At 37.5% G+C, this 21,935-nt stretch carries 19 protein-coding genes and 1 pseudogene; 11 read left to right on the top strand and 9 right to left on the bottom strand.

All coding sequences use genetic code 11. The annotated features are described in order from the left end of the window. Positions 1–37: 37 nt before the first annotated feature. Positions 38–670: a phosphoribosylanthranilate isomerase gene (locus FJR06_RS12135; RefSeq protein ID WP_168634315.1), complete on the bottom strand. Its 633-nt coding sequence runs from the start codon at positions 668–670 to the stop codon at positions 38–40. Positions 671–799: 129 nt separating this feature from the next. Between FJR06_RS12135 and psaK the strand changes: the two genes are divergently transcribed. The 3 genes and pseudogenes from psaK to FJR06_RS12120 all read left to right on the top strand — a co-directional run bounded on the left by psaK (position 800) and on the right by FJR06_RS12120 (position 3,342). After that, positions 800–1,048: a photosystem I reaction center subunit PsaK gene (gene psaK, locus FJR06_RS12130; RefSeq protein ID WP_015079149.1), complete on the top strand. Its 249-nt coding sequence runs from the start codon at positions 800–802 to the stop codon at positions 1,046–1,048. A 579-nt stretch (positions 1,049–1,627) separates the two neighbouring features. Then, positions 1,628–2,824, top strand: a complete 1,197-nt coding sequence (locus FJR06_RS12125) for a site-2 protease family protein (RefSeq protein ID WP_015079147.1) — start codon at positions 1,628–1,630, stop codon at positions 2,822–2,824. 214 nt (positions 2,825–3,038) lie between these two features. Continuing rightward, positions 3,039–3,342: pseudogene (locus FJR06_RS12120) on the top strand (hypothetical protein). 145 nt (positions 3,343–3,487) lie between these two features. On the opposite strand, the gene FJR06_RS12115 reads toward FJR06_RS12120, so the two are convergent. The 3 genes from FJR06_RS12115 to FJR06_RS12105 all read right to left on the bottom strand — a co-directional run bounded on the left by FJR06_RS12115 (position 3,488) and on the right by FJR06_RS12105 (position 6,340). Beyond that, positions 3,488–3,760 carry a GlsB/YeaQ/YmgE family stress response membrane protein gene (locus FJR06_RS12115; RefSeq protein ID WP_015079146.1) on the bottom strand — a complete coding sequence of 91 codons (273 nt, stop codon included), beginning with the start codon at positions 3,758–3,760 and terminating at the stop codon, positions 3,488–3,490. Positions 3,761–3,905: 145 nt separating this feature from the next. Continuing rightward, complete coding sequence (gene hemN, locus FJR06_RS12110; RefSeq protein WP_015079145.1) at positions 3,906–5,288, bottom strand: oxygen-independent coproporphyrinogen III oxidase; 1,383 nt, start codon at positions 5,286–5,288, stop codon at positions 3,906–3,908. Between the two features lie 377 nt (positions 5,289–5,665). Then, positions 5,666–6,340: a heme oxygenase (biliverdin-producing) gene (locus FJR06_RS12105; RefSeq protein WP_015079144.1), complete on the bottom strand. Its 675-nt coding sequence runs from the start codon at positions 6,338–6,340 to the stop codon at positions 5,666–5,668. Between the two features lie 395 nt (positions 6,341–6,735). Here FJR06_RS12105 and acsF point away from each other — a divergent pair, with 395 nt between their 5' ends. After that, positions 6,736–7,812: a magnesium-protoporphyrin IX monomethyl ester (oxidative) cyclase gene (gene acsF, locus FJR06_RS12100; protein WP_015079143.1), complete on the top strand. Its 1,077-nt coding sequence runs from the start codon at positions 6,736–6,738 to the stop codon at positions 7,810–7,812. 48 nt (positions 7,813–7,860) lie between these two features. Here acsF and FJR06_RS12095 read toward each other — a convergent pair whose 3' ends face one another. After that, on the bottom strand, positions 7,861–8,757 hold the full coding sequence (locus tag FJR06_RS12095; protein WP_254434419.1) for a metal ABC transporter substrate-binding protein: 897 nt from the start codon (positions 8,755–8,757) through the stop codon (positions 7,861–7,863). 267 nt (positions 8,758–9,024) lie between these two features. On the opposite strand from FJR06_RS12095, the gene FJR06_RS12090 reads away from it, so the two are divergent. The 3 genes from FJR06_RS12090 to FJR06_RS12080 all read left to right on the top strand — a co-directional run bounded on the left by FJR06_RS12090 (position 9,025) and on the right by FJR06_RS12080 (position 12,666). After that, positions 9,025–9,852 (top strand): metal ABC transporter ATP-binding protein, encoded by an 828-nt coding sequence (locus FJR06_RS12090; protein ID WP_168651511.1) that lies wholly within the window; start codon positions 9,025–9,027, stop codon positions 9,850–9,852. 324 nt (positions 9,853–10,176) lie between these two features. Then, a complete protein-coding gene (locus FJR06_RS12085; protein ID WP_015079140.1) occupies positions 10,177–11,022 on the top strand; it encodes a metal ABC transporter permease in 846 nt (281 codons plus the stop codon). 108 nt (positions 11,023–11,130) lie between these two features. Then, on the top strand, positions 11,131–12,666 hold the full coding sequence (locus FJR06_RS12080; RefSeq protein ID WP_168651510.1) for a serine/threonine-protein kinase: 1,536 nt from the start codon (positions 11,131–11,133) through the stop codon (positions 12,664–12,666). A gap of 11 nt (positions 12,667–12,677) precedes the next feature. On the opposite strand, the gene FJR06_RS12075 is transcribed toward FJR06_RS12080, so the two are convergent. Then, a complete protein-coding gene (locus FJR06_RS12075; RefSeq protein ID WP_015079138.1) occupies positions 12,678–14,000 on the bottom strand; it encodes an RNA-guided endonuclease TnpB family protein in 1,323 nt (440 codons plus the stop codon). Positions 14,001–14,109: 109 nt separating this feature from the next. Between FJR06_RS12075 and tnpA the strand changes: the two genes are divergently transcribed. The 4 genes from tnpA to FJR06_RS12055 all read left to right on the top strand — a co-directional run bounded on the left by tnpA (position 14,110) and on the right by FJR06_RS12055 (position 18,064). Continuing rightward, a complete protein-coding gene (tnpA, locus tag FJR06_RS12070; RefSeq protein ID WP_015079137.1) occupies positions 14,110–14,511 on the top strand; it encodes an IS200/IS605-like element ISAsp6 family transposase in 402 nt (133 codons plus the stop codon). A 333-nt stretch (positions 14,512–14,844) separates the two neighbouring features. After that, complete coding sequence (locus FJR06_RS12065) at positions 14,845–15,414, top strand: COP23 domain-containing protein (protein ID WP_235081960.1); 570 nt, start codon at positions 14,845–14,847, stop codon at positions 15,412–15,414. Positions 15,415–15,438: 24 nt separating this feature from the next. After that, positions 15,439–16,245 carry a serine protease gene (locus FJR06_RS12060; RefSeq protein WP_168651509.1) on the top strand — a complete coding sequence of 269 codons (807 nt, stop codon included), beginning with the start codon at positions 15,439–15,441 and terminating at the stop codon, positions 16,243–16,245. Between the two features lie 646 nt (positions 16,246–16,891). Beyond that, a complete protein-coding gene (locus tag FJR06_RS12055) occupies positions 16,892–18,064 on the top strand; it encodes a GUN4 domain-containing protein (protein WP_168651508.1) in 1,173 nt (390 codons plus the stop codon). A 153-nt stretch (positions 18,065–18,217) separates the two neighbouring features. On the opposite strand, the gene FJR06_RS12050 is transcribed toward FJR06_RS12055, so the two are convergent. The 3 genes from FJR06_RS12050 to FJR06_RS12040 all read right to left on the bottom strand — a co-directional run bounded on the left by FJR06_RS12050 (position 18,218) and on the right by FJR06_RS12040 (position 21,754). Then, complete coding sequence (locus tag FJR06_RS12050; protein ID WP_168651507.1) at positions 18,218–18,793, bottom strand: YHS domain-containing (seleno)protein; 576 nt, start codon at positions 18,791–18,793, stop codon at positions 18,218–18,220. Positions 18,794–19,201: 408 nt separating this feature from the next. Next, positions 19,202–19,651 (bottom strand): hypothetical protein, encoded by a 450-nt coding sequence (locus tag FJR06_RS12045; RefSeq protein ID WP_015079132.1) that lies wholly within the window; start codon positions 19,649–19,651, stop codon positions 19,202–19,204. A gap of 54 nt (positions 19,652–19,705) precedes the next feature. Next, a complete protein-coding gene (locus FJR06_RS12040) occupies positions 19,706–21,754 on the bottom strand; it encodes an FHA domain-containing protein (RefSeq protein ID WP_168651506.1) in 2,049 nt (682 codons plus the stop codon). Between the last annotated feature and the right edge of the window lie 181 nt (positions 21,755–21,935).

Below are 21,935 nucleotides of genomic sequence, written 5' to 3'. Positions count from 1 at the left end.
TCTTCCAAATGCTTCGCCCCTACTGACAACTGACCAATTACCTATTCCCCAGATTTTGAAATAATAGAGCTACTTTGTCTAAATCTTTGTTACCTGGTGAGTGTTCGACACCACTGGATAAATCAATACCATGGGGGTTAATTTGACTTAAAGCAGTCAAAATATTATCTGGTGTGAGTCCTCCGGCTAAGAACCAAGGGAGAGAGGGGCTAAATTCCTGATTTAACATTAGCCAATCTAGGGTTTGTCCTGTTCCTCCTAGGTGTTGGGGATGGTAGGCATCAAGTAGTAGGGTATCTACATAATCTGTATAATGCGTGGTGGTTTGTAGATGCTCTAAACTGTGGACTCGTATAGCTTTAATAATTTCTACTTGGGATAAAGATTGACGTAATTGATGGCAAAATTCTGGTGTTTCGTCTCCATGTAGCTGGACACCAGTTAAACCAGACTTTTTAACTATTTGACTAATTTCGGAAATAGTGGTGTTAGCAAAAACGCCGATCTTATCAATATTTGGGGTAATTGGAGCGATAGCTGCCTGAATTTGAGCTATACTAACGTAGCGAGGGGAACTGGGAACACAGATAAATCCTAGCGCTGTTGCACCAAGGGAAGTTATAGCTAGAGACTGCTCTGGTTGAGTAATACCGCAAATTTTAACCCGAATTTTCATCTGAAAAGTTACAAATAATCACAAAAGTATCTTAATTCAAGTTAAAAACTTTTGCTTTGTCCTTAGTAATTTTATAATTCGGTAGGATTATATTCATTTTTTCAATCAGGAGAACACACTTTCATGTTATCAGTTTTATTAGCCGCAGCATCCGTTCCTGTTACACCAGTGTGGAGTCCTACAGTCGGTATCATTATCAGCGCCAGCAGCGCAGTTGTACTTTTATTCACTTTTGCACTCAAATCTGCTAAAGTCGGACCAAGGATGCCTGTATTACCTGTGAGTGTACCAGGATTCATTGGGGCAATGGCTTTTGGTCATGTGATTGGTATTGGTATTGTGTTAGGACTAACTAATATTGGTCGCTTGTAAGTTCGATTTCATCCTCTCTTGCTATAGAGAGTAAAAATTCAGCGGTAGGTAAAAATCAAATTACTTACCGCTAATGTCCTAACCACTTTGCTGGTTGACATAATTAAGTTTAAATCAAAATTGAATAGTAAATATTTTCCAGTTAAATTTTTATTGATCCTATTGGTAGCAATTAGCATTTTTTTTAGATTTACTGATCTGTCTCATAATTAAGGACTAGCTGAAAAAGAACCGCAGCAAACACCTTTGTATTTTATTATATTAAGATTTTGGACGCAAATATTTGGTAATTCTATGGCAGTAATTAGAAGTTGTTCAGCTTTTTTTAGCTTAGAAAATATTGACTCGTCTGTTTTATTTAAGATTGAATAATTATTTCACAATTTTTGGTTTTTGAGGAATTAAATTCTCAGAATAATTGACCGCAGATAAACGCAGATAAACGCAGATAAAGACGGATGAATTAATGGATTTTATGATTCTGTGCAAATATAGATCCCAAAACCAATAAAATCGTTAGGATATTAATAGGGTTCAGGATTGTGTTGAAGGTATTGAAAAACTAGATAAATTGATGTTATGCAAACTAATTGGCAAATAGGTTCTTTATTTGGCATTCCTTTATTTTTAGACCCCTTATGGTTTGTAATTTTGGGGTTAACTACCCTGAATTTTGGATTTGCTTACCAACAATGGGGGACTGTCGCGGGTTGGAGTGCTGGTTTGATTATGGCACTGTTGTTATTTGCTTCGGTGCTACTGCATGAGTTGGGACATAGCTTGGTGGCACAGTCCCAAGGAATTAAGGTGAATTCTATTACTTTGTTTTTGTTTGGGGGAGTTGCGGCCATCGAGGAGGAATCAAAAACTCCTGGTAAAGCTTTTCAAGTAGCGATCGCTGGACCTGCGGTAAGTGTGATCCTATTTTTCCTACTGCGTCTGGGTGCGAGTGTTATTCCTGATAGTAATCCTTTGCATGAAATGATGGGAGATTTATCAAGAATTAACTTAGTTGTGGCTTTATTTAATTTAATTCCTGGTTTACCTTTGGACGGGGGACAGGTGTTAAAAGCGGCTTTGTGGAAAATTACAGGCGATCGCTTTAAAGCTGTACACTGGGCAGCAAAAGCCGGACAAATTTTAGGTTATAGTGCGATCGCTTTGGGATTTGCCATTGATTTCTTCACCAGAGAATTTATCACGGGTTTATGGATTGTTTTGATCGGTTGGTTTGCGGTTCGGAATGCTAACAGTTATGACCGGGTAACTACATTACAAGAAACTTTACTAAAGTTAGTAGTATCTGATGGTATGACTCGTAATTTTCGGGTAGTTGATGCTAATCAAACATTGCGAGAATTTGCTGATTCTTATCTTTTAGAAACAACTACACCAGAAGTTTATTTTGCGGCAGCTGATGGTCGTTATCGCGGTTTAGTTAATATTAATGATTTGCGAACTACCCAAAGAAGTGAATGGGAAACCCAAACTTTACAAACTATTGTTCATCCCCTAAATACAATTCCTACTGTTGTTGAATCTACTTCTTTAGCAGAGGTAATTAAGAAATTAGAAACTGAACAATTACCTCAGATTACTGTTCTTTCTCCTGCGGATGCTGTTGCTGGTGTCATTGATAGAGGGGATATTGTCCAAGCATTAGCACAAAGGTTAAATTTGCCAATTACTGCTGCGGAAATTAAACGCATCAAGGAAGAAGGGAGTTTTCCTCTAGGTTTACAATTAGGGGTAATAGCGAAGTCTGTAGAAAAATGAAATTGTCAGAATCAGGATGTCCAGGATTTGAGGATGTTCAGGATGAATGATTTTTGATGGTTAGGAAATTTTGGAAATTGTCAGAATCAGGATGTCCAGGATTTGAGGATGTTCAGGATGAATAAATAGAACATCTTGTTAATCTTTAAATCCTCTAAATCCTGATGATAAAAATTAATGCTATAATCAACAAATAACTACTTGGTATCATATTATGATGATTACTCAAGAATTAGAATGTCAAGAAAACATCTCTCAAGATATAATTTTTCCTCCCAGTGATTTATATAGTAATGAACCTCCCGTGGAAACAGAACTACATCTGAGACAAATAATTCTCCTTTTCAAATGAAAAAGGACATTTATGGAGTCGTCAGCTAGGTTTATATTTGGGAATTTATGAGGGTTTATTACGGTATTTTACACCAGAAGGAAAGCTAGTTTTTACCCCTGAAGAAACCGCAGAACGTTTAGCAGCAAAGTTGCGAGAACTAAATATTGACCCAGAAACAATTTAAAATGTAGGTTGGGTTAAGCTGCATCGCAACCCAACCAAAGTTTTGATAATGTAACAGTGTTGGGTTTCCTTGCGTCAACCCAACCTACGTAAATTAATGAAAATGACTTTAATTAATGCTATATCAATAGCTAACTATTAGTAAGTTATGCCCTGCTGCCTCTTTGGAATAATCCCCACAAATAAATGGCAATAATTGCCCCAAGAACTGCCACTATTACCCCAGGAATACTTAAAGATGCCGATGTCAGTTGTAAAGTCCCTGTGCGGAGAAGAGTAAATAAACTACCACCGATAAAAGCACCAACAATACCTAAGATCATGGTGGATATCATCCCCCCACCTTGATAACCAGGATAGATTGATTTGGCAATTACACCAGCTAATAGTCCCAAAATTATCCAAGTAATAATATTCATTGATTGCCTCAAACAATTGACTTAGGTTATGTCAAATTTATCAAAGCTTAATATTATTTATTTCTACCTAATGACATAAACTGTATAAATCAAAAGGTATGTAGTTTTGTTCTGTTCATAAATCATCACTACATACCAATGCTAATTAAATAGAACGAGAGAATTTTGTCTCTCTAGTTCTTGTATGAGTATCGAAAACAACTGCAATATTTCTAACTAGCAATCTACCAATATCAGTAATATGGATTTCGTCTGCTAATACATTTACTAATCCATCCGCTTGTAGTGGTGCTAATTCTTTGAGTTCATAGCCAAAATATTTATCAAAATTGATATGATATTTCTGCTCAATCTCTGACTTATTTAACTGAAAGTGAGACATTATTGACATAATTACATCCCGTCTAATAATGTCATCTTGAGTGAGTTTAATGCCTTTACTGGTAGGAATTACACCTGCGGCAACTGCTTTGTAATAATCCTTTAATTCCTTGTGGTTTTGAGCATAGGCATCTTCTAACATACTAATAGATGTGGCACCGAAACCAAACAATTCCGTTTCCGCGTGGGTAGTATAACCTTGGAAATTACGTTTTAGTGTACCATGACGTTGAGCGATCGCTAATTCATTGTTATTTTTAGCAAAATGATCCATCCCAATAAACAGATACTCATTATTAGTTAATTCCTCAATCGTCATTTTGAGAATATCTAACTTTTCTTCTGCTCCCGGTAATGCGGCTTGGGGAATCATTTTTTGTACAGGTTTAATCCAAGGAACATAGGCAAAATTAAACACGACAATTCTATCAGCATCCAATGCCATTGTTTTGTGTAATGTTTCTCTAAAAGTGTCAAGAGTTTGATAAGGTAGACCATAAATTAAATCTACATTGACACTATCAAATTTAGCCTCCTTAATCCAACTCATCACATCAAAAAGTAGTGCTTCTGGTTGAATCCGATTCACCGCTTTTTGTACTTCTGGGTTAAAATCTTGAATCCCAAAACTAATGCGATTAAAGCCAATATCTCGCAAAAATAAGATATAGTCTCTAGTCACATAGCGGGGATTAATTTCAATGGATACTTCTGCATCTGAAGCAATTTGGAAATTACGGGTAATATTTTTCCATAGAAATTCTACTTGATCAAGTTCTAAATAATTCGGTGTACCTCCACCCCAATGAATCTGAAGGACTTTTCTATCTTTGTCAATTAAAGCTGAGGTATTTTTGATTTCCTGTTCCAAATGTTCTAGATATGGAATAGCCATTTTCTTGTTATTGGTAATCACGGTATTGCAACCGCAGAAATAACAAGCGCTTTGGCAAAAAGGAATATGGAAATATAGGGATAGAGGTGTTTGTCTTTGATTGGAAGCGGTAATTGCAGATTGGAAATCTCTTGCAGTGAAATTTTCACTTAATTCCGTTGCTGGGGGATAACTCGTATATCGAGGAGCGCGAGTATCATACTTTTGAATTAGATCAAAATCAAACTTAACACCAGGTAATAGAAAAACCATTACAGCCTCCAATAAATGTGGGTATATGTCCTTGTAGGGGCGTTCGCGGAGCGTGCTGGAAGCATCAGCATTCGGCCGATAAACTATCGCTAAAACCATTAATTCTCAATCCGAATTCTTCGCCCTTACTAGTTGGGAATAATCACAATTAATTTTCCCAATTTAATGTTGTAATTGAGGATTTAGCTATTAGCAAATAGAATATTTTTATCCTATTCGTTTGTGGTTAGTATTATTTTTAACGAACCACAGAGGCACAGAGAACACAGAGGAAGAGAATAAATAGATGTTTGCATCTTGTTTAGGATTTTTATATAATTCATCATTGTCAAAATTAATTGGGTGATGAATTATATTTTTGTAAATGATGCAGAGACTCAAGTTAATTCGTTGTAAGTAGCTCTACCCAGGGCTTGGATTAAAATACTTTCCAACTCTTTAAGTATCTGCATATTTAGCTTGAAAGCATGGTTAGCTTCTGCCACAATTTTGTCAGTGGTTTTATCGTCAATAGATAGTTTATCTAATGCTTGACGATACTTTCCTTTGAAAGCCTGCTTGTCTGGAATTTGCTGAAAGTTGTAAAATGATGTTCCTTCATGTCCAGACAGTTTTAAGGCTGACTGAGCAATTTTTTGTAGCATTTGCCCACCAGAAAGATCACCCAAATAACGAGTATAGGAATGAGCTAACAATAGTGCAGGTTCATGAGTAGAAATTTGTTGAATACGCGCAATATAAGCTTGAGCAGCGGGTGAAGGGGTGATGCGTTTCTGCCATTGATTCCCATAGTAAAATAACATATCTTGTTCTAGGGAAGATTGGCGATTTAGTTCGGGAAAATAAATCAAATTAATGACAGGATGCTGTTTATGTTTCTCAATTGCTGTTTCTAGTTCACTGTAAACAAAATAGAAATTCCTCAACAACTGAATAAAACAATCTCTATCTACAACTCCTTTGACAAAACATTTCATGAAACCCAGATTTTCTGAATCTGTATGTGCTTGTTGAGTTCCTACACGCAGTTTCATTGCCAAATCATTACTCATTCTTAGTTCCTTCTTCTTTACGTGTCAGGGTTTGCAAATTTCAACGACTTGTTTATCAGTTCACCGTCGTTATCATCACAGAAAAATTGCTATTCTATGGGAATAGGGTTTTGAGAATAATTTCTCCAGCACAAATTACTACCGATGCAGATTTCGGCTAGTTTTACTGCTCCTGAAATCATTTAACTATTATTCTTTGTATAACTATAAGAGTATTCATATTTATTTATGGTTTCATAAATACATTTGTTCAGTAAATAGGTATTTAAACTATGGGAGAATTAAAGATAATTCAGTATTTTTGTAAGAATTATTTTCAATAATTTAACTGATGACTAATAACAAATATTTATGCTTATATAATTTTAAGGCAGACAATGGTAAAGGGACTACTTATGGTTAAATCGTTCGATAAACCCCCACTTGATTTATCGAAATCAGGTGTAAAAGCACCAGTTCAAGAAACATTATTAACACCCCGTTTTTATACCACTGATTTTGACACAGTGGCAAAAATGGATATTTCTGGGTATGAAACGGAATTAAGGTCTGTAATTGACGAACTCAAGGCTGATTATAACCGTCATCACTTTGTGCGCGATGATGAATTTAAGCAAGGTTGGGATCACATTGTTGGTGAAAAACGACTGGCTTTCATTGACTTTTTAGAACGTTCTTGTACTTCAGAATTTTCCGGGTTTTTACTGTTTAAAGAATTATCTCGTCGTCTTAAAGACAGTAACGCTTTACTATCAGAAGCATTTGCTTATTTAGCGCGAGATGAAGCCCGTCATGCGGGATTTCTGAATAAGTCAATGGCAGATTTTAACCTTTCTCTTGACTTGAGTTATCTCACTAAAAATCGTACCTATACATTTTTCCCAATTGAGTGGGTTATTTACACAGTTTACCTATCAGAAAAAATAGGTTATTGGCGTTATATTTTAGTATTTCGTCACATGGAAAAAAATCCCGAATACCAGTTTTATCCCCTATTTCGGAAGTTTGAAAGCTGGTGTCAAGATGAGAATAGACATGGTGATTTTTTCAAAGCTTTGTTACGTTCTCAACCCCAATTATGGAATAATTGGAGATCTCGCTTATGGGTGCGGTTTTTCTTGATAACTGTGTTTGCTACCCACACTATGACAGTATTTGAAAGAGGGAATTTCTATGAAATATTAGGGATTCATCCTCGTCAATACAATACTCAAGTAGTTGAAGAAACTAACAAAACCGCAGCTAAAGCATTTCCAATTATTTTAAATACCAATCACCCTTACTTTTTCTGGTATTTGGAACAATGTGCTGTCTATAATCAGAAAATAATTGATCTCAATCAAATCAATGATTGGAAAATTGCGAAATTCATCCAAAAAATTCCCTTAACTCTAATGATTTTTTGGTATATGTTCAAGCTATTTCTGATTAAACCCATAGACACAGAAGCAACTCGTGAACAAGTTTGTTAATTAATCAATCAGATCCCCGACTTCTGAGAGAAGTCGGGGATCTAATCCTTATTTTTGACTCTTTAATGGAAATGGCGTATATTTTCCCCCCAATGCTTCAACAATAGCGCGGGTATTTGCTGCCATCATTTTTATATAAGTATCGCCATTACTACCTTTTGCCCCAATAGAATCAGAATAAAGTGGAGTTGGTGCTAATTTTACTCCGGCTTCTTCGGCTACTGTTTTAATTAAAGCTGGATTAATTGTTGTTTCGGCAAATATAGCGGGAACACCTATTTTTTTAACAGATTCAACTAACTTTTTCACAGTTTGAGCGCTGGGTTGTTCCTCCGTACTAATGCCAATTAAAGTTCCAGCGATCGCTATTTTATAAGCATTTCCGTAATATTGAAAAGCATCATGGGTAGTGATGAGTTTCCTTTTATCTGCGGGAATAGTTTGAATTTCTTGAATGATCCAAAGATGTAATTGTTGTAATTCATCAGTTAGCCTTTCGGCATTTTGAGTAAATTTTTCTTGATCTTCTGGTGACAATTCAATTAAACTATCTCGAATTGCTTTCACCATAGAGATAACATTTTCTGCACTGCCCCAAACATGAGGATCTGGGATAATTTGCCCTTTACCTTTATCTAATTTCAAAGATTTAACAACTTCTCCCACAGCTATTTTTTTCGCTTTCCCTCCAGTCGCATTCATTAACTTAATAAGTCCCGGTTCTAAATTGTAACCGTTATACAAAATCAAGTTAGCTTTTTCCAAAACTCGACTATCTGCGGGTACAGGTTCGTAAACATGAGGGTCCGCACCTGGTTTGAGAATTCCCGTAATTTGTACTTCTTCTTTGCCAATTTCTTCAGCTAAATCAGCAATAATGGTACTTGTTGCTACAACCTGTGGCTGAGTATTTCCCTGGGGTTGGGAGTTGGGAGTACAACCCATTAAAGCCAAAGATAGGAAAATTCCTAGACAAAGGGGATTAAGTAAAGAGAACCTAACCCCCAACCCCTTCCCTCGCAGGGAAGGGGAGTAAGAATAAAAGCCTCTCTCCTCACAGGGGAGAGGTTTGGAGAGGGGTTTCAGTAATAAGTCATACATTGTATTAAACATTAGTTTCATTTATCTCAGTGATTACTTCTAATTATATATATTTTCATATTTCTCTCATTTTTATAGTAAACTCAAAAAATAAGTATTTTAACTAGGGTTATGCAAAACGTTTCTTTTTACCGAAAATTTAGCCTATCTCCCAAAAATCAAGTAGATATACCTACACAAGTTATTAAATCCATTGACATGAATTCCTCAACAGCAATTAACATCACTAACATAGGCGTATATTACCGCACACAAGAAGCATTGAGAGACGTTAATTGCACAATTAAGCCGGGAAGAATCACAGGCATTTTTGGACCCAATGGGGCGGGTAAAAGTACATTAATGAAAGCCATTTTGGGATTAGTTCCCATGAGTAGTGGTCAAGTTTTATACAAAAATCAGCCTTTAATGCAGCAACTAGAGAAAGTTGCATACATACCACAACGTAGCCAAATTGACTGGAATTATCCCGCAACCGTGTGGGATGTAGTGATGATGGGGCGTGTCAAAAAAACAGGATGGTTACGGAGTTTTTCCACAATTAGCCGCCAAATCGCCAAACAAGCATTAGAACGAGTGGGAATAGAAGAATTAAAAAATCGTCCCATTGGTGAACTTTCAGGAGGACAACAACAACGGGTATTTTTAGCCAGGGCGTTAACTCAAGAAGCAGAAATTTTCTGTTTTGATGAACCATTTGTAGGGATAGATCAAAAAACCCAAACTATCATATTTGAAGTCTTTCAAGAACTAGCAAAAAACAATAAAATCGTCCTAGTAGTTAATCATGATTTAGGTGAATCAATCACCCATTTTGATGATTTAATCTTACTAAATTGCGAATTGATCGCCACAGGTTCACGCCAACAAGTCTTAACAGAAGAAAACTTATATCGAGCTTATAGTGGCAAAGTTATGTACTTTTCCGACGCAGCATAATAACGGCTAATACCAAATTAAAATGAAGGTGCATAGAATAAAAAATCAAGAATAATTGAACGCAGATAAACGCAGATAAACGCGGATGAATTAATTGATTTTATAATTCAATACAGTTCAGTTAAGAATTTGTTCCTCTCTTGTCTCTGTGTCCTCTGTGCCTCTGTGGTTCGTTTTAAAAAAGATTTTTAGGCTTAACTGAATCGTCGTGTTTTATAATTCTGTGCAGCATCACATAAAATTGGTATTTTCTTCCTCTCTTCCTTCGCTTACTATCTCTAACGAGACGCTTCGCTATCGCTCCTTCGTGGTTCATTTTCATCTATGCTTCAAGCACTAATAGAACCGTTGCAATATGGCTTCATGCAGCGTTCCTTAATCATCGCCATATTAGTAGGCTTATTGTGTGCCATTGTCGGTAGTTATTTAATGGTACAACGCCTCGCATTACTGGGAGATGCTATTAGCCATTCAGTCTTACCAGGACTGGCTATAGCCTTCATGATTGGTGCTAATATCTTTGTCGGAGCATTTATTGCTGGTGTTTTAAGTACAATGGCCATAGCGGTAATTAAAACCCGATCTCCCATTAAAGAAGATGCTGCTATGGGCATAGTTTTTTCTGCTTTTTTTGCTCTGGGAGTTACTTTAATTACAGTCATTCAAAAGGATAATAAAATTGATTTGAATCACTTTCTTTTTGGTAATATTTTAGGGGTGACTGTTGATGAAGTCAGAGATACAGCTATTATTGCAGCTATTGTTTTAATGGTAGTTTTCTTATTATATAAAGAACTGTTATTTTACACATTTGATCCTTTGGGCGCACAAGCTGCTGGTTTACCAGTCAATCGCTTAAACTTTGGTTTAATGTTGTTAATTGCTTTAACTATTGTTGCCAGCATGAAAGCTGTGGGAGTAATTTTAGTATTATCACTTTTAATTACCCCAGGCGCAACTGCTTATTTATTGGTGAAACGTTTACATGAAGTAATGATTTTAGGGGCGGTAATTGGGGTAATTTCTAGTATTAGTGGAATGTATCTCAGTTACTTTTATAATTTACCTTCTGGTCCGGCGATTGTGTTAGTTGTTTCGGGTTTGTTTACGTTGGCTTTGTTGTTTAGTCCTCGACATGGGATTTTGATCCCTAGTGGGAATAGGAGATAAAATTATTAAATCGGTAATTTGATTACTAAACTGGAAAAGTGTTCACAAGTACCGCTATTATAATTCTTGAGGTGTCAGATTAAGGTGCAGCAACCCAGGTGAAAGAAAATGAATGAGATTCAAGGACAACTCCCGATTTTAGCTGGAAACAAAGGAAGATACCAACTTCTCAGGCCTTTAGGAGGAGGGAGTTTTGGGGACACTTTTTTAGCTATTGATTTAGATACGCTTACTCAGCGACACTGTGTGATCAAGCGATTACGAATTGATAATCATTATTCTTCTGAAATAGTTGCAGGGATTAAAAAAGCCTTTGAAAGAGAGGCTCAGGTTCTAGAAGATTTAGGGGATAGAAGCGGTAACATTCCTTGCTTGTATGATTATTTTTCCTTAACTGTAACTGACCCTCAATTAAATACTCCACAAGAGTTTAATTATTTAGTTCAACAATATATCGAAGGTGAAGATCTAAGTAAAGAACTGGAACAACAAGGACGTTTTTCAGAAGCAAAAGTTTTGACTCTATTAAATAATATTTTACCTGGTTTGGACTTTATCCATAATCACAATGTTATTCACCGGGATATTAAACCTAGTAATATTGTGCGCTCCAATGCAGAAGATGACAAATTCTATTTAATTGACTTTGGAGCAGTTAAACAAGTAATTAAAGGTGACATTTCCACCACAGAAAAATCTATAGTATTTGGAACTATTTCCTATGCTCCCCCAGAACAAATCAAAAAGGAAAAAGTTGATTATTCCAGTGATTTATATGCTTTAGCTGCTTCTTGTGTGCAATTATTAACAGGTGAATTTCCAGACGATTCCCGTGACGTTAATAATCTTTGGAATTGGCAAAAATATCCCCATATTAGTGAACATTTGGGTAAGATACTAAGGCGTATGCTCCAAGAAGATCCTTATTATAGATTCCAGTCAGCACGGGAAGTAATGGAAGCTCTGAATAAACCTGATGATAAACCACCGGGATTGAGTCCGCGTACAAATAATGATGATAAGACAATAATTATCCCTCCTCCCCAACCTCAATTTATTAAAGTTTTATTGATAACAGCAATTATTTTGACCGCTGCTGGGGTTTTCATAACTTTGTATCGCTATCAAATTCAAAACTCCCAAGGAAGTATTAAAACCATTCCTGGTAAACTATTTACAGATAAACAATTTGGAATTGAGATCAAATATCCTCAAGATTGGAAGGCTGAAAAACAAGAATATAGTCCGTTAACCGGGGGAACTATTGCCAAAATATTCCCTAATACTTCTAGTCTGAATCTCGAAGTAGGGCTATTTATCCGTATCGAAGATATACAAAAATCTCAGACTTTATCAGAGTATAATCAGGCTGCTATCGAACAAATTAAAAAATCCGTTAGAAACGTCCAAATTCTCGAACAAAAATCGAAAAAACTAGATGATCGAGAGGGATATAAAATAGTGTATACAGGTCAAGATCAAATTCATAACTTCAGGTTTAAGTCCATGGAAGTTTGGACTATTAGTGATTCAAAAGTTTATATTCTGACTTACCGAGCAGAAGAAAAACTCTATGATCCCTTTCTCAAGGATGTAGAACAAACCATGATGAGGTCTTTTCATATAGAGCCTATTGGTCTTTGACACTCTCAGCCCTAAAGGGACTGAGATTCTGCGGACAGAGTAAACTTAGGTAACGCCCAAAGTCTAATTCTCGCTACGGTAGTCAAACACCGTCTACCCAGTAAGCCCAAGTCTAAGCTTAGATTGCTGGCTACTTTTCGCAGAATATTAGCTGCGCCGTTCAAATCTGCATTGATCATTGAACCATTACCCGACTTGTACAAACCACGCTCAATCCGTCTTCCAGATGCTTTCCACCCGTCTGGTTTTGGGCTTCGCCCCGCTTCGCTAACACCAAACTTAGGTAGGGAGTCTCCATCTAGAAAACTAGCTTTGGATGTATACGCCTCTTCGGTTTCTTGAAATCTAATACCGTGCAAATCGCATAATTGTTTTAACCTATCCTTGAGTTTACCTAACGGCATTTGGACAAACTTTTGATTATTAATTCTCCCCATGTTAGCGTTAGATTTAAAGCCTTCATTCCAACCAATAACCAATGTACCAATGCCGTATTTTAAGCAATGGTCAATAATTAGTTTTGCAGCTTTATTAATGCCGTCACGCATTTGATGGTTACGTTTACGAGTTACTTTGTCTAACCAATTATCCCAATAAGCTTCTGATTTCCCTTCTTTTCGTGTTGATACTTTCTTATTCCAAAGTTGATTCATTGACTTCATTGCACGGGCATCAATCAATAGGGAATTACCCAATGTATCAACACAAGCCGCTAGATTATCAGCCGTTCCCAGGTCAATAGACAGAGCTTGATTGATGTCTAAGACGTGGTGTTGTTTCTCAACCTCATAAGATATTTCTAAATAAAAAGCACCGTTTTTAGGTAGGATAGTAAACTCTTTAACCTTTGCAATGTCTATATTTGACGGCATTGGTAGGAAAAATTCAGAAATTCCAAACCATCTTTTTACAGTTAGTCCTAACGAAAATCTAAGTTGTCCATTAATTAGAGTTGGTTTTTGTCCACCGCTATTAGGATAGGCAACTTTGAAAAGTTTAGAACCTGTTAGATAGCCGGGAGCTTTCGGTTTAAAATGTAATTGTCCGTTAAGGAACAAAGAGCGTAATCCTTTGAAAGATTTAAAAGCCTCAATTACAGACAATAAAGTTTGTTGTGCTGGGGTAGATGGCACTGATTGAGCAACCATAGTTTTAGAAACTGAAGGTTCGTAGGCTAAATCAAATTTACCCGTTAAAAGTTTTCCGGTTTTAAAAAATGTTTGTCGAGCGAAATAAACACCACTGTTATAGAGTTTCCCCGACTGCTGACAAAGATATTCTAATACTGCCTTAGTTTCATCATCAGGAGATAACAAAACTTGTTGCACTCCCATTGACTTTTTATTTTTTACCACCAATTTTTGATGTAATGAAAGTTGACTTCTCAATAATAATTGATTAAACTAGGATTGTCAATAGATATAGAGAAAACAACACAAAAATATGTTAACGCAAGAAGACTACAAAACCCATAACTACATTAAATTCTTGGTTAACTACCACTTTGTCTGGATACCCAAGCGCCGGAAAAAAGTTTTAACAGGGGATATAGCAACAAGGATAAGACAGATTTTTGCTGAACTAGCTATAGAAAAAGGTTGGGATATTTTAGCCTTAGAAGTAGCCCCAGACCATATCCATTTATTTATTAGCGTTAAGCCTACAGATACCCCACATTTAGTTATCAAGGCATTTAAAGGGCGTTCTAGTTTCTACTTGAGAAAAGAATTTCCCCAATTAAAAAAACTACCGTCTCTTTGGACAAGTAGCTATTTTGTAAGCACTGCGGGAAATGTTAGTAGTGAATCGGTGAGGAAATATATTGAAGATCCGCATCACGGATAATACAGAAAATACCACAGCGGTTAAAACCGCTCGCGCCGCTTCCCTCCCTGGTCTAAAGACGCGCTCGTTTCCCACTTACCGTGAGGTCTTATGAGAGGGTGTTTAAAAAGGGGCTAGAAGTATGGCTAACGCCACGCTTCGCTATCAGGAGTACGGCTAAGGCCACGTTTCGCTATCAGCAAGCCTATTTATACATTAAAAACTTTTCAAATATCCTCTGAGATCCAGCAGGGTAATATACCTTGTCAATTGACATTTAGACACTAGTTATATTAACATAGAATTGATTCAAATAATCAGCTTTTTGTAACCCTCTTAATAACCTGATTTCTTATGGCTTTAGTTATGAAAAATAACCTATCAGCACCCTTAACTGGTCTGGCTTTAGCCTTGAGTGTTACTTTAGCTAGTAATCAGCCCAGCCAAGCTCAAAGCCGCCAATTTACCTGTGGTTTAAGTGATAACTATCCAGTAACCGTGGTTCGTCACCCAACCAGAGGTAGTGTAGCCTTAATTGTGTGGACAAACACAAGTCAGATTAGTGGTACATGGACACCTCAAAAACGTTGTCAAGAGGTATCAGATCGTTTCCAGAAACTGCAAAATAAAGGTGAACTGAAAATCCTGAAAACGGGAACAGTTAACGGTCAATATGTTATCTGTGGTTTAGGAACTAATCAGAGAGCTTGTGATAAGAAAAATGTTTTACTGACCATGACAAAGGATCGTGACCCTAAGCAAGTCCTTGAACAACTATTGAATACCCGTGTTGCCGCAAGTGGGGAAGCTGTTTACCTCAGTGGCGACCAAGAAGGACACATTAAACCAACAATCAACCGTGATGGCACTGCCAGCGTTGACATTGATCAGGTGATCAACGGTAAAAGTGAGCCGATCTGGTAAATTTGAGATGATGGGGGGAAAATCATGAGTTGGCGGATAGGAATGGTCGCTGTTTTTGCACTAGCTGGTTCTGTTTTGCCTTTGGCTCCAGTGTCGTCAGTTCCAAAACCCCCTTTTTCAATGGTTAATTTGTGGTCTGGACAGGAACAAATTCAACTTGAACAAGAAGCCCGTTTAATTACAGTTAAGATTCTGAGTAGCCCTAGAGAAAAGCGCGATCGCTCATTAGGTTCTGGTGTACTATTTTATCAAGATAAATTAACCTCAACCTATGGAGTAATTACCAATAATCACGTTTTACAAGCCGGTGAAGCTCCCTATTCTATTCAAACTCCCGACGGAAAAATTTACCGTGCTAACTCTGTGGCACGGAAAAAACAACTGAGGGGAAATGGTTTAGATTTAGCCTTATTAGAATTTGTGGCTGACTCAGAATACATGATTGCTACCAAATCAAATCAACAAGCTGCCATTGGAGCTTGGGTAATGTCCGCAGGTTTTCCCCTCAAAAATAGCCAAAGCAAATCCGGGAGGTTTGTGATTAAACCCGGTAAAATTCAACTGGTGCTAGATAAAGCCCTAGAGGGAGGATACCAAATTGGCTTTACCAATGATGTAGAAAAAGGGATGAGTGGAGGACCCCTATTAAATGGCGCGGGGGAATTAGTGGGAATTAATGGACTTCATGCTAACCCAATTTGGGGTGATCCTTATGTTTTTGAAGATGGTTCTTACCCAACGGACGCACAGCGAGAACAAATAAGTCAATATAGTTGGGGTATTCCCTTAGAAACAGTCAAGCAATTATTATTTGCTAAAGGCAATTCCTGATGCTTGTAATTTTGCGTGAGACAAAAAATAGAATATATCAACAAGTTTAAATATGCTGTAAGTCTTTTTCCTAAAAAAAGCCCAAGCAGATTTTATCTAAAAAAATTGTACAAAAAATAGTTGAGAATTTCAAGCCCTGAAATTAACTTTTTTCGTCAGCTTATTGATAAAATTCTCAAGATTATTGAGAATATAGGGTACTTGTGCTTTTTTGCTGAAAAATGATTTGAATAACTTATTAGATATATTCAGATGATAAGAATCATTGATAATGATGCGTTACGCTGTCGCTAACACACTCTACCTAAATGAATCTCATTTTACCCATAATCCTTGATCATGGTGCATTACTATTGAGCGAACCCCAATAGACATAGACCTCTGGTGAAAATGAATGTAGAGACGTTCTATAGAACGTCTCTACAAGGGTTTCAAACCACGCACATTTAATTACCGGAGATGTCTAATCAAATCCCCAGTCGGTTTTAACCGACTTGAGCTTTCAGACAGGGAATTTATTCCCTGGCTGTCTGGCTGTCTAAATCTAAATCAAGCTTTTAAAACCTTACATCTTTGCATGAGGTAGCAAGAAAGGGTATTATAAAAAATAGTATATAAAAAATAGTATTATAACAGACAAAGAACTATGAAATTTTCCCAGGGATTAGGAGTAATTCTAGGGACAACAACCCTAGCTTTAGTACAATACCAAACCGTATTTGCTTTAACTCCTGTACAAGTTAATGATATCGCTAAACCAATCACCGTCATGATTGGAGGATTAGATGGTAAGGGTTCAGGAGTAATTATTGCCAAAAATGGTAATACCTACACTGTGCTGACAGCCAATCATGTGGTTAAAAAAGCGGGATATGGTATTTATGAGCTTATCACCCATGACGGGCAAAAATACCCGATGGAAAACAAAGCTCAAATTGTGGGAAAATTAGATTTAGCCCTAGTCAGATTTACCAGTTCTCAAAATTATCCCCTTGCTAAAATTGCTGATTCTCGGACAGTTAAAGAAGGTGCAACGGTATATAACTCTGGATTTCCTATTCCTTCTATTTCTAATAGTCAACAGCGAATTTACTTCTTTATTACAGCCCAAATCACAGCTAGAGGAAGGGGAGAAAATCTGGGATATGATTTATTTTTGAGTGGGAGTCCAAGGCCGGGGATGAGTGGAGGACCAATATTAAACGACCAGGGGGAAGTAATTGGTATTTATGGTAAGGCTGAATTTGGCAGAAGTGAATTAGGGTTAGCAAGAGATGGGGTTCAGGGAATACCGACGGAAAAATTCCCCAATTTAATTAGTAATATTCAAGATAATACCCAAGCTAATACCCCTCGTAATAATCCTAGTCCTAAAACTGAACCTACACCTGTCACATTTGAAAAATTAGAAGCATTGTTAAAAGCAGGAAAATGGCGAGATGCAGATTTAGAAACTTGGAACTTGATGAAAAAGTTAACTAAACGAGAACAGGAAGGATGGTTAAGACTTGAAGATGTGAAAAATTTTCCCAGACAGGAATTGCGAAAAATGGATCAATTATGGGTAAAATATAGCAATGGTAAGTTTGGCTTTTCTGTACAAAAGCAAATTTGGCTGGAGTTGGGGGGCAAGTTAGATGGAGAACCCGACTGGGATACTCTTAGGAAGTTAGGCTCCCGCGTTGGTTGGATAAAAAATAATGAATGGCTCAGTTACGAGAGTTACACCTTTAGTACAAATGCACTACCGGGACACCTGCCGGTTGCCGGGTTTGTGGTGTTGAATTGGAGGTTTGGGGTACTCTTTTCTCTTCTCTAGACTATAACCCATAAGCGTTACACAAGATTATAAGTATTTCTTATCAAAAAATAAACAACCGATTTATTGGCTTTGGGGATTTCATTACCTGTTAGCCTACCAGATCCCCGACTTCTTTAAGAAGTCGGGGATCTAAAGTAGGACTAATGCTCATTAACGGCGAATTTTCCCAGCTATACCAGGCCAATTTTGATCAGCTTTTTGAATATTTCCAGGAATGTCTTTTTCCCAGCGTTTTTGAGTGTCCAAATTAACATTTAAGTACAGCTTACCAGCCACTATTTTCCAGGCATTAGGGTCAATAGGTGCAGTATATCCTCTACTGACAGCCCAAGCACAAAATCCTCCATATTGAGGAGCGTATTTTTCAGGATTTTTAATAAATAAGTCGCGGTTTTCGGCTGTAGAAAATCGCCAATTTACATTCTGCCATTTATAGGTGAAATTAGCATTACCTGGAATCGGTTTTCCTTGTTGAAAATAGGCTACAGCATCAAAACCTTTTAAAACAAAAGAGTCTTGGACATTAAACACATTACCAGCCAGCTTTAAAGGGGTATTAACCGGGGGATTTTGCCCTTGAATAGCATTTGGATCAAAGTTACCATTGGCAGCGGGTTGAAGGCTGGGAATAACGGTTGTAGTGGTTGCATGAGAACGACAACCTAAACTTAATCCCACCATGAATATTGAGGATGTGATGAAAGCGAGAAAGTTCTGGTGATTCATAAAAATGTTTATTTGTTTTAGGACAATATCAGGTTCTTACCCCACCCTAACCCTCCCCTTGCAAAGGGGAGGGAACTAATTTTTCCGGTTTCCCCCCTTTACAAGGGGGGACTAAGGGGGGTAAATTCCGGTTTCTTTACAAGCTACGGTGTACACACATCTCTAGACAGGATGCTAAACGTTATCCGATCCCCCTAAATCCCCCTTAAAAAGGGGGACTTTGAAGAATTTAGCCCCCCTTTTTAAGGGGGGTTGGGGGGATCTAAACGTTGTGGGGCAACTCTAGAAGACTTGTGTGTACACCGTAGCCTTTACAAGGGGGGACTAAGGGGGGTAAATTCCGGTTTCCTCAAGAGGGATTTTTTGAACAGTTAAATGGAATTATGGAAAAGTGGGAAGAATAAATCCCTAAGAAATTCTCGGCCATTTGCCAATCCATTCTCCACCGCGAAAACGCCACCGGGGAAATAATAACCGCATGACTACCCAAGCAGATAAATAAATTGCTAACCAAACTAAACCATAATGTTGAATAAATCTGATTAAATCAAATTCACTTTTAGGAATATGCGGTAAACCGATATTGGCAATTATTAAAGCCAGAAATACCCCTTCTATAACTCCTGCATAAAGTTGAAATACTCCAGGCCAGTCATGGTCCCACAGATATTTTTGCAGAAAATCATACAAAACATCCCAAGCAATGCCAAATAAACCTACATAAAACACAACCCAAAAGTAAACTAAGTTGGAGGCAATGCCTAAATATCCCCCATAGAAAAGCAGAGAAACTAACATTCCCACCGTTGCTAACAAAAAAATTCGCGTTTGCCAACGTCCGAATAAAGTTGGAGTCATAATGTTGTTAGAAATGTTGTTAGAAATAATGTAAATTAAGGTTTTTGAAAGCAATTAAGGTTTTTGATTCAATGCCCATTTTAGCCATTGCCAAAGGGAATAAATTCCCTGAATATAGCGGACTCCTGGAGCCTTTGCAGCCGCCAATGCTTCCATAGAACGATGGGCAGCATATTGTAGTCCTAAAAATGTGTCTACGGGGGCGTAGGGACCGCCTAATGTGATAATTCCTGCCCCATATATGCGAGAACGATTATTTCGCAGTTTTTTGATTTCAAAGTTGTTTTCTACATGAAAACGTCCTTGTGGGTTTAGTTCTAAATCGTAATGCAGTATTAGGTCTTTCAAAAATGGACTTTCTAAAGGATTGGAAATCAATCCTGTACAGTCAATAATAAAATCAGCAGTTAGGGTTTTTTGACCTTTGTTAGTGACTACATGAGTAATAACTTGACCTTGGGAATTACGTTCTAGTTTAGTGACTACACCATAACGAATTTCATACCATTTCTGGGCTATTCCTTGACGAATAATGTCGCGCCATTTTTTACGACTGGCTGTGGTTGTTCCCCCCCAACCCTGTAATAATTCCCGTCGTCTTAACGGGTCAGCGGCTTCTAACATTGTCCGCATATCACCCCCCCAAGTTCCTTTTGGCCAGTTAAAAGGTTGAAATTCCCAATCATTTTCTACATAGCGTTTAGCTTGCTCAAATTGATTACCTTTGCGCGGTTCTCGGTTTAAATGAATTACCTGAATATTCCCTTGCATTTTTCGGGCTTCATACAACCTTTCTAATATTTGTGAGGCGACAATTCCCGACCCTCGAAGGACAATAGTACCGCCCTTTTTTTCTAATTGTTGGTAAATATGATCATGGGGTTCATAACCTTGAACTACAGTTCTCTTATTTCCTGTTTCTTCGGGATATTGTTGACGATATTGTTCTAGGTCTTCTAGTAATTTAATTGCTGGATAACCTGTGCAGAGATGGACATATTTAGCTAATAAAAATTGGTGATTTCCGTCTTCTTGGTTGGAAGTAGAATAGGCAATACAATAACGCCCATCTTCTGTTTGTCGTAGACTACGAATACTGCCATATTCTAACATTTTACCCCAACCAATGCGATCGCTCTCCCGGTCCATTGACTCAAATACATCTTTTCCACGAGGGGTGTAAGTATCTGCATAAACAGGTTCGGCAAAAACTTGCCACAAAAATCCTAAAGCTGCACCAACTTGTCCAGAAAAAAAGGCTCTCCAAACATCTCTTAAAGCATATCCTGGCCATCCCCAAATATTATCAGGACAGGAATCTGAACCAGAACGAATCCGTTTATGTCGGGGAATTTGACAATTTTTCAGTAGGCTTTCATAGCGCTTATAAGGTTTGTCTTGAATACTCAAAACTTTAATATTTTCCGGTTTAACCCCCGCAATTCTCAACATATCCACCCAAACAAAACTGCCCATTCCTCCCCCGCAGGCCACATATTCTGTTTCTCTGACTAAAATACCACTGCGACGAATAGCTTCCGGGGAAACCTTTTCTCCATTCCAAAAGTTGAGATTATAGGGAAAACCCGCAGGTTGACTACGTGCAGCGTCGGGAGTTTGCTGTTCTAAAGCATCCGTATAAGGGTTAAAAATGATGGATGATTGAGAATCTGGTAATTTCCGCACCCTAGATACGGGAATAATCTCAGATTGGGGGTTAAAAATTGTGGAATTATTTTCCAAGACAACGGTAGCATTCTCATCCTCAGATCGAATGAGAATAACGGTAATGGTATGATTACCTATTCCCAGTCTATCCCCACTGTTTAAAGTCCGACGTTGATTAAGTAGCTTTTCACCGTTAACTTGAGTCCCATTGGCGCTCTTGTCTTCTACATAAAGCTCATTGTTGTCTAAGGTAATTTGAGCATGAAACCGAGAAATTTGCTTATTAGAGTCCAATAAAACTACAGGAGACACCGTTTCACCATTGATAACCGCAGGAAGTTGAGTTATATCTCGTCCGATAGCTACCGGCAGGGTAAAAACCTGTTCTTCCTGCTCCTCTGTCAGTTTATTTTCGGAAATCAGCTTGATTTGCATGGTTTTGATGCTCCTATTTACACCTTAATATCTGATGGTCTGACTCGGTTTGAGTCAATTGATACTATTAATACATCAATATTTTCCCCTATTTCCATAAAAATACCGAAAAAACCTTAAAAAAACTTTATTTTTTATTCCCTATTTCATAGATTAATCGCTACATATCCAGAGATGAAGA

Origin of the sequence: Dolichospermum sp. UHCC 0352, assembly GCF_009711925.1 — a bacterium.
GTDB lineage: Bacteria > Cyanobacteriota > Cyanobacteriia > Cyanobacteriales > Nostocaceae > Dolichospermum > Dolichospermum lemmermannii.
The sequence above is the reverse complement of the archived record's forward strand: the minus strand, read 5'-3'. Positions and strand labels throughout refer to the sequence as shown.

What these genes read in the sequence shown, in the direction of transcription:
- FJR06_RS12095 (WP_254434419.1), bottom strand. Translation starts at nt 8,757, where the DNA reads ATGGGTTGTACTCCCAACTCCCAACCCCAGGGAAATACTCAGCCACAG.
- FJR06_RS12055 (WP_168651508.1), top strand. Translation starts at nt 16,892, where the DNA reads ATGAAATTTTCCCAGGGATTAGGAGTAATTCTAGGGACAACAACCCTA.
- FJR06_RS12040 (WP_168651506.1), bottom strand. Translation starts at nt 21,754, where the DNA reads ATGCAAATCAAGCTGATTTCCGAAAATAAACTGACAGAGGAGCAGGAA.
- FJR06_RS12045 (WP_015079132.1), bottom strand. Translation starts at nt 19,651, where the DNA reads ATGACTCCAACTTTATTCGGACGTTGGCAAACGCGAATTTTTTTGTTA.
- tnpA (WP_015079137.1), top strand. Translation starts at nt 14,110, where the DNA reads ATGTTAACGCAAGAAGACTACAAAACCCATAACTACATTAAATTCTTG.
- psaK (WP_015079149.1), top strand. Translation starts at nt 800, where the DNA reads ATGTTATCAGTTTTATTAGCCGCAGCATCCGTTCCTGTTACACCAGTG.
- acsF (WP_015079143.1), top strand. Translation starts at nt 6,736, where the DNA reads ATGGTTAAATCGTTCGATAAACCCCCACTTGATTTATCGAAATCAGGT.
- FJR06_RS12115 (WP_015079146.1), bottom strand. Translation starts at nt 3,760, where the DNA reads ATGAATATTATTACTTGGATAATTTTGGGACTATTAGCTGGTGTAATT.
- FJR06_RS12060 (WP_168651509.1), top strand. Translation starts at nt 15,439, where the DNA reads ATGAGTTGGCGGATAGGAATGGTCGCTGTTTTTGCACTAGCTGGTTCT.
- FJR06_RS12050 (WP_168651507.1), bottom strand. Translation starts at nt 18,793, where the DNA reads ATGAATCACCAGAACTTTCTCGCTTTCATCACATCCTCAATATTCATG.
- FJR06_RS12090 (WP_168651511.1), top strand. Translation starts at nt 9,025, where the DNA reads ATGCAAAACGTTTCTTTTTACCGAAAATTTAGCCTATCTCCCAAAAAT.
- hemN (WP_015079145.1), bottom strand. Translation starts at nt 5,288, where the DNA reads ATGGTTTTTCTATTACCTGGTGTTAAGTTTGATTTTGATCTAATTCAA.
- FJR06_RS12085 (WP_015079140.1), top strand. Translation starts at nt 10,177, where the DNA reads ATGCTTCAAGCACTAATAGAACCGTTGCAATATGGCTTCATGCAGCGT.
- FJR06_RS12080 (WP_168651510.1), top strand. Translation starts at nt 11,131, where the DNA reads ATGAATGAGATTCAAGGACAACTCCCGATTTTAGCTGGAAACAAAGGA.
- FJR06_RS12105 (WP_015079144.1), bottom strand. Translation starts at nt 6,340, where the DNA reads ATGAGTAATGATTTGGCAATGAAACTGCGTGTAGGAACTCAACAAGCA.
- FJR06_RS12065 (WP_235081960.1), top strand. Translation starts at nt 14,845, where the DNA reads ATGGCTTTAGTTATGAAAAATAACCTATCAGCACCCTTAACTGGTCTG.
- FJR06_RS12075 (WP_015079138.1), bottom strand. Translation starts at nt 14,000, where the DNA reads ATGGGAGTGCAACAAGTTTTGTTATCTCCTGATGATGAAACTAAGGCA.
- FJR06_RS12125 (WP_015079147.1), top strand. Translation starts at nt 1,628, where the DNA reads ATGCAAACTAATTGGCAAATAGGTTCTTTATTTGGCATTCCTTTATTT.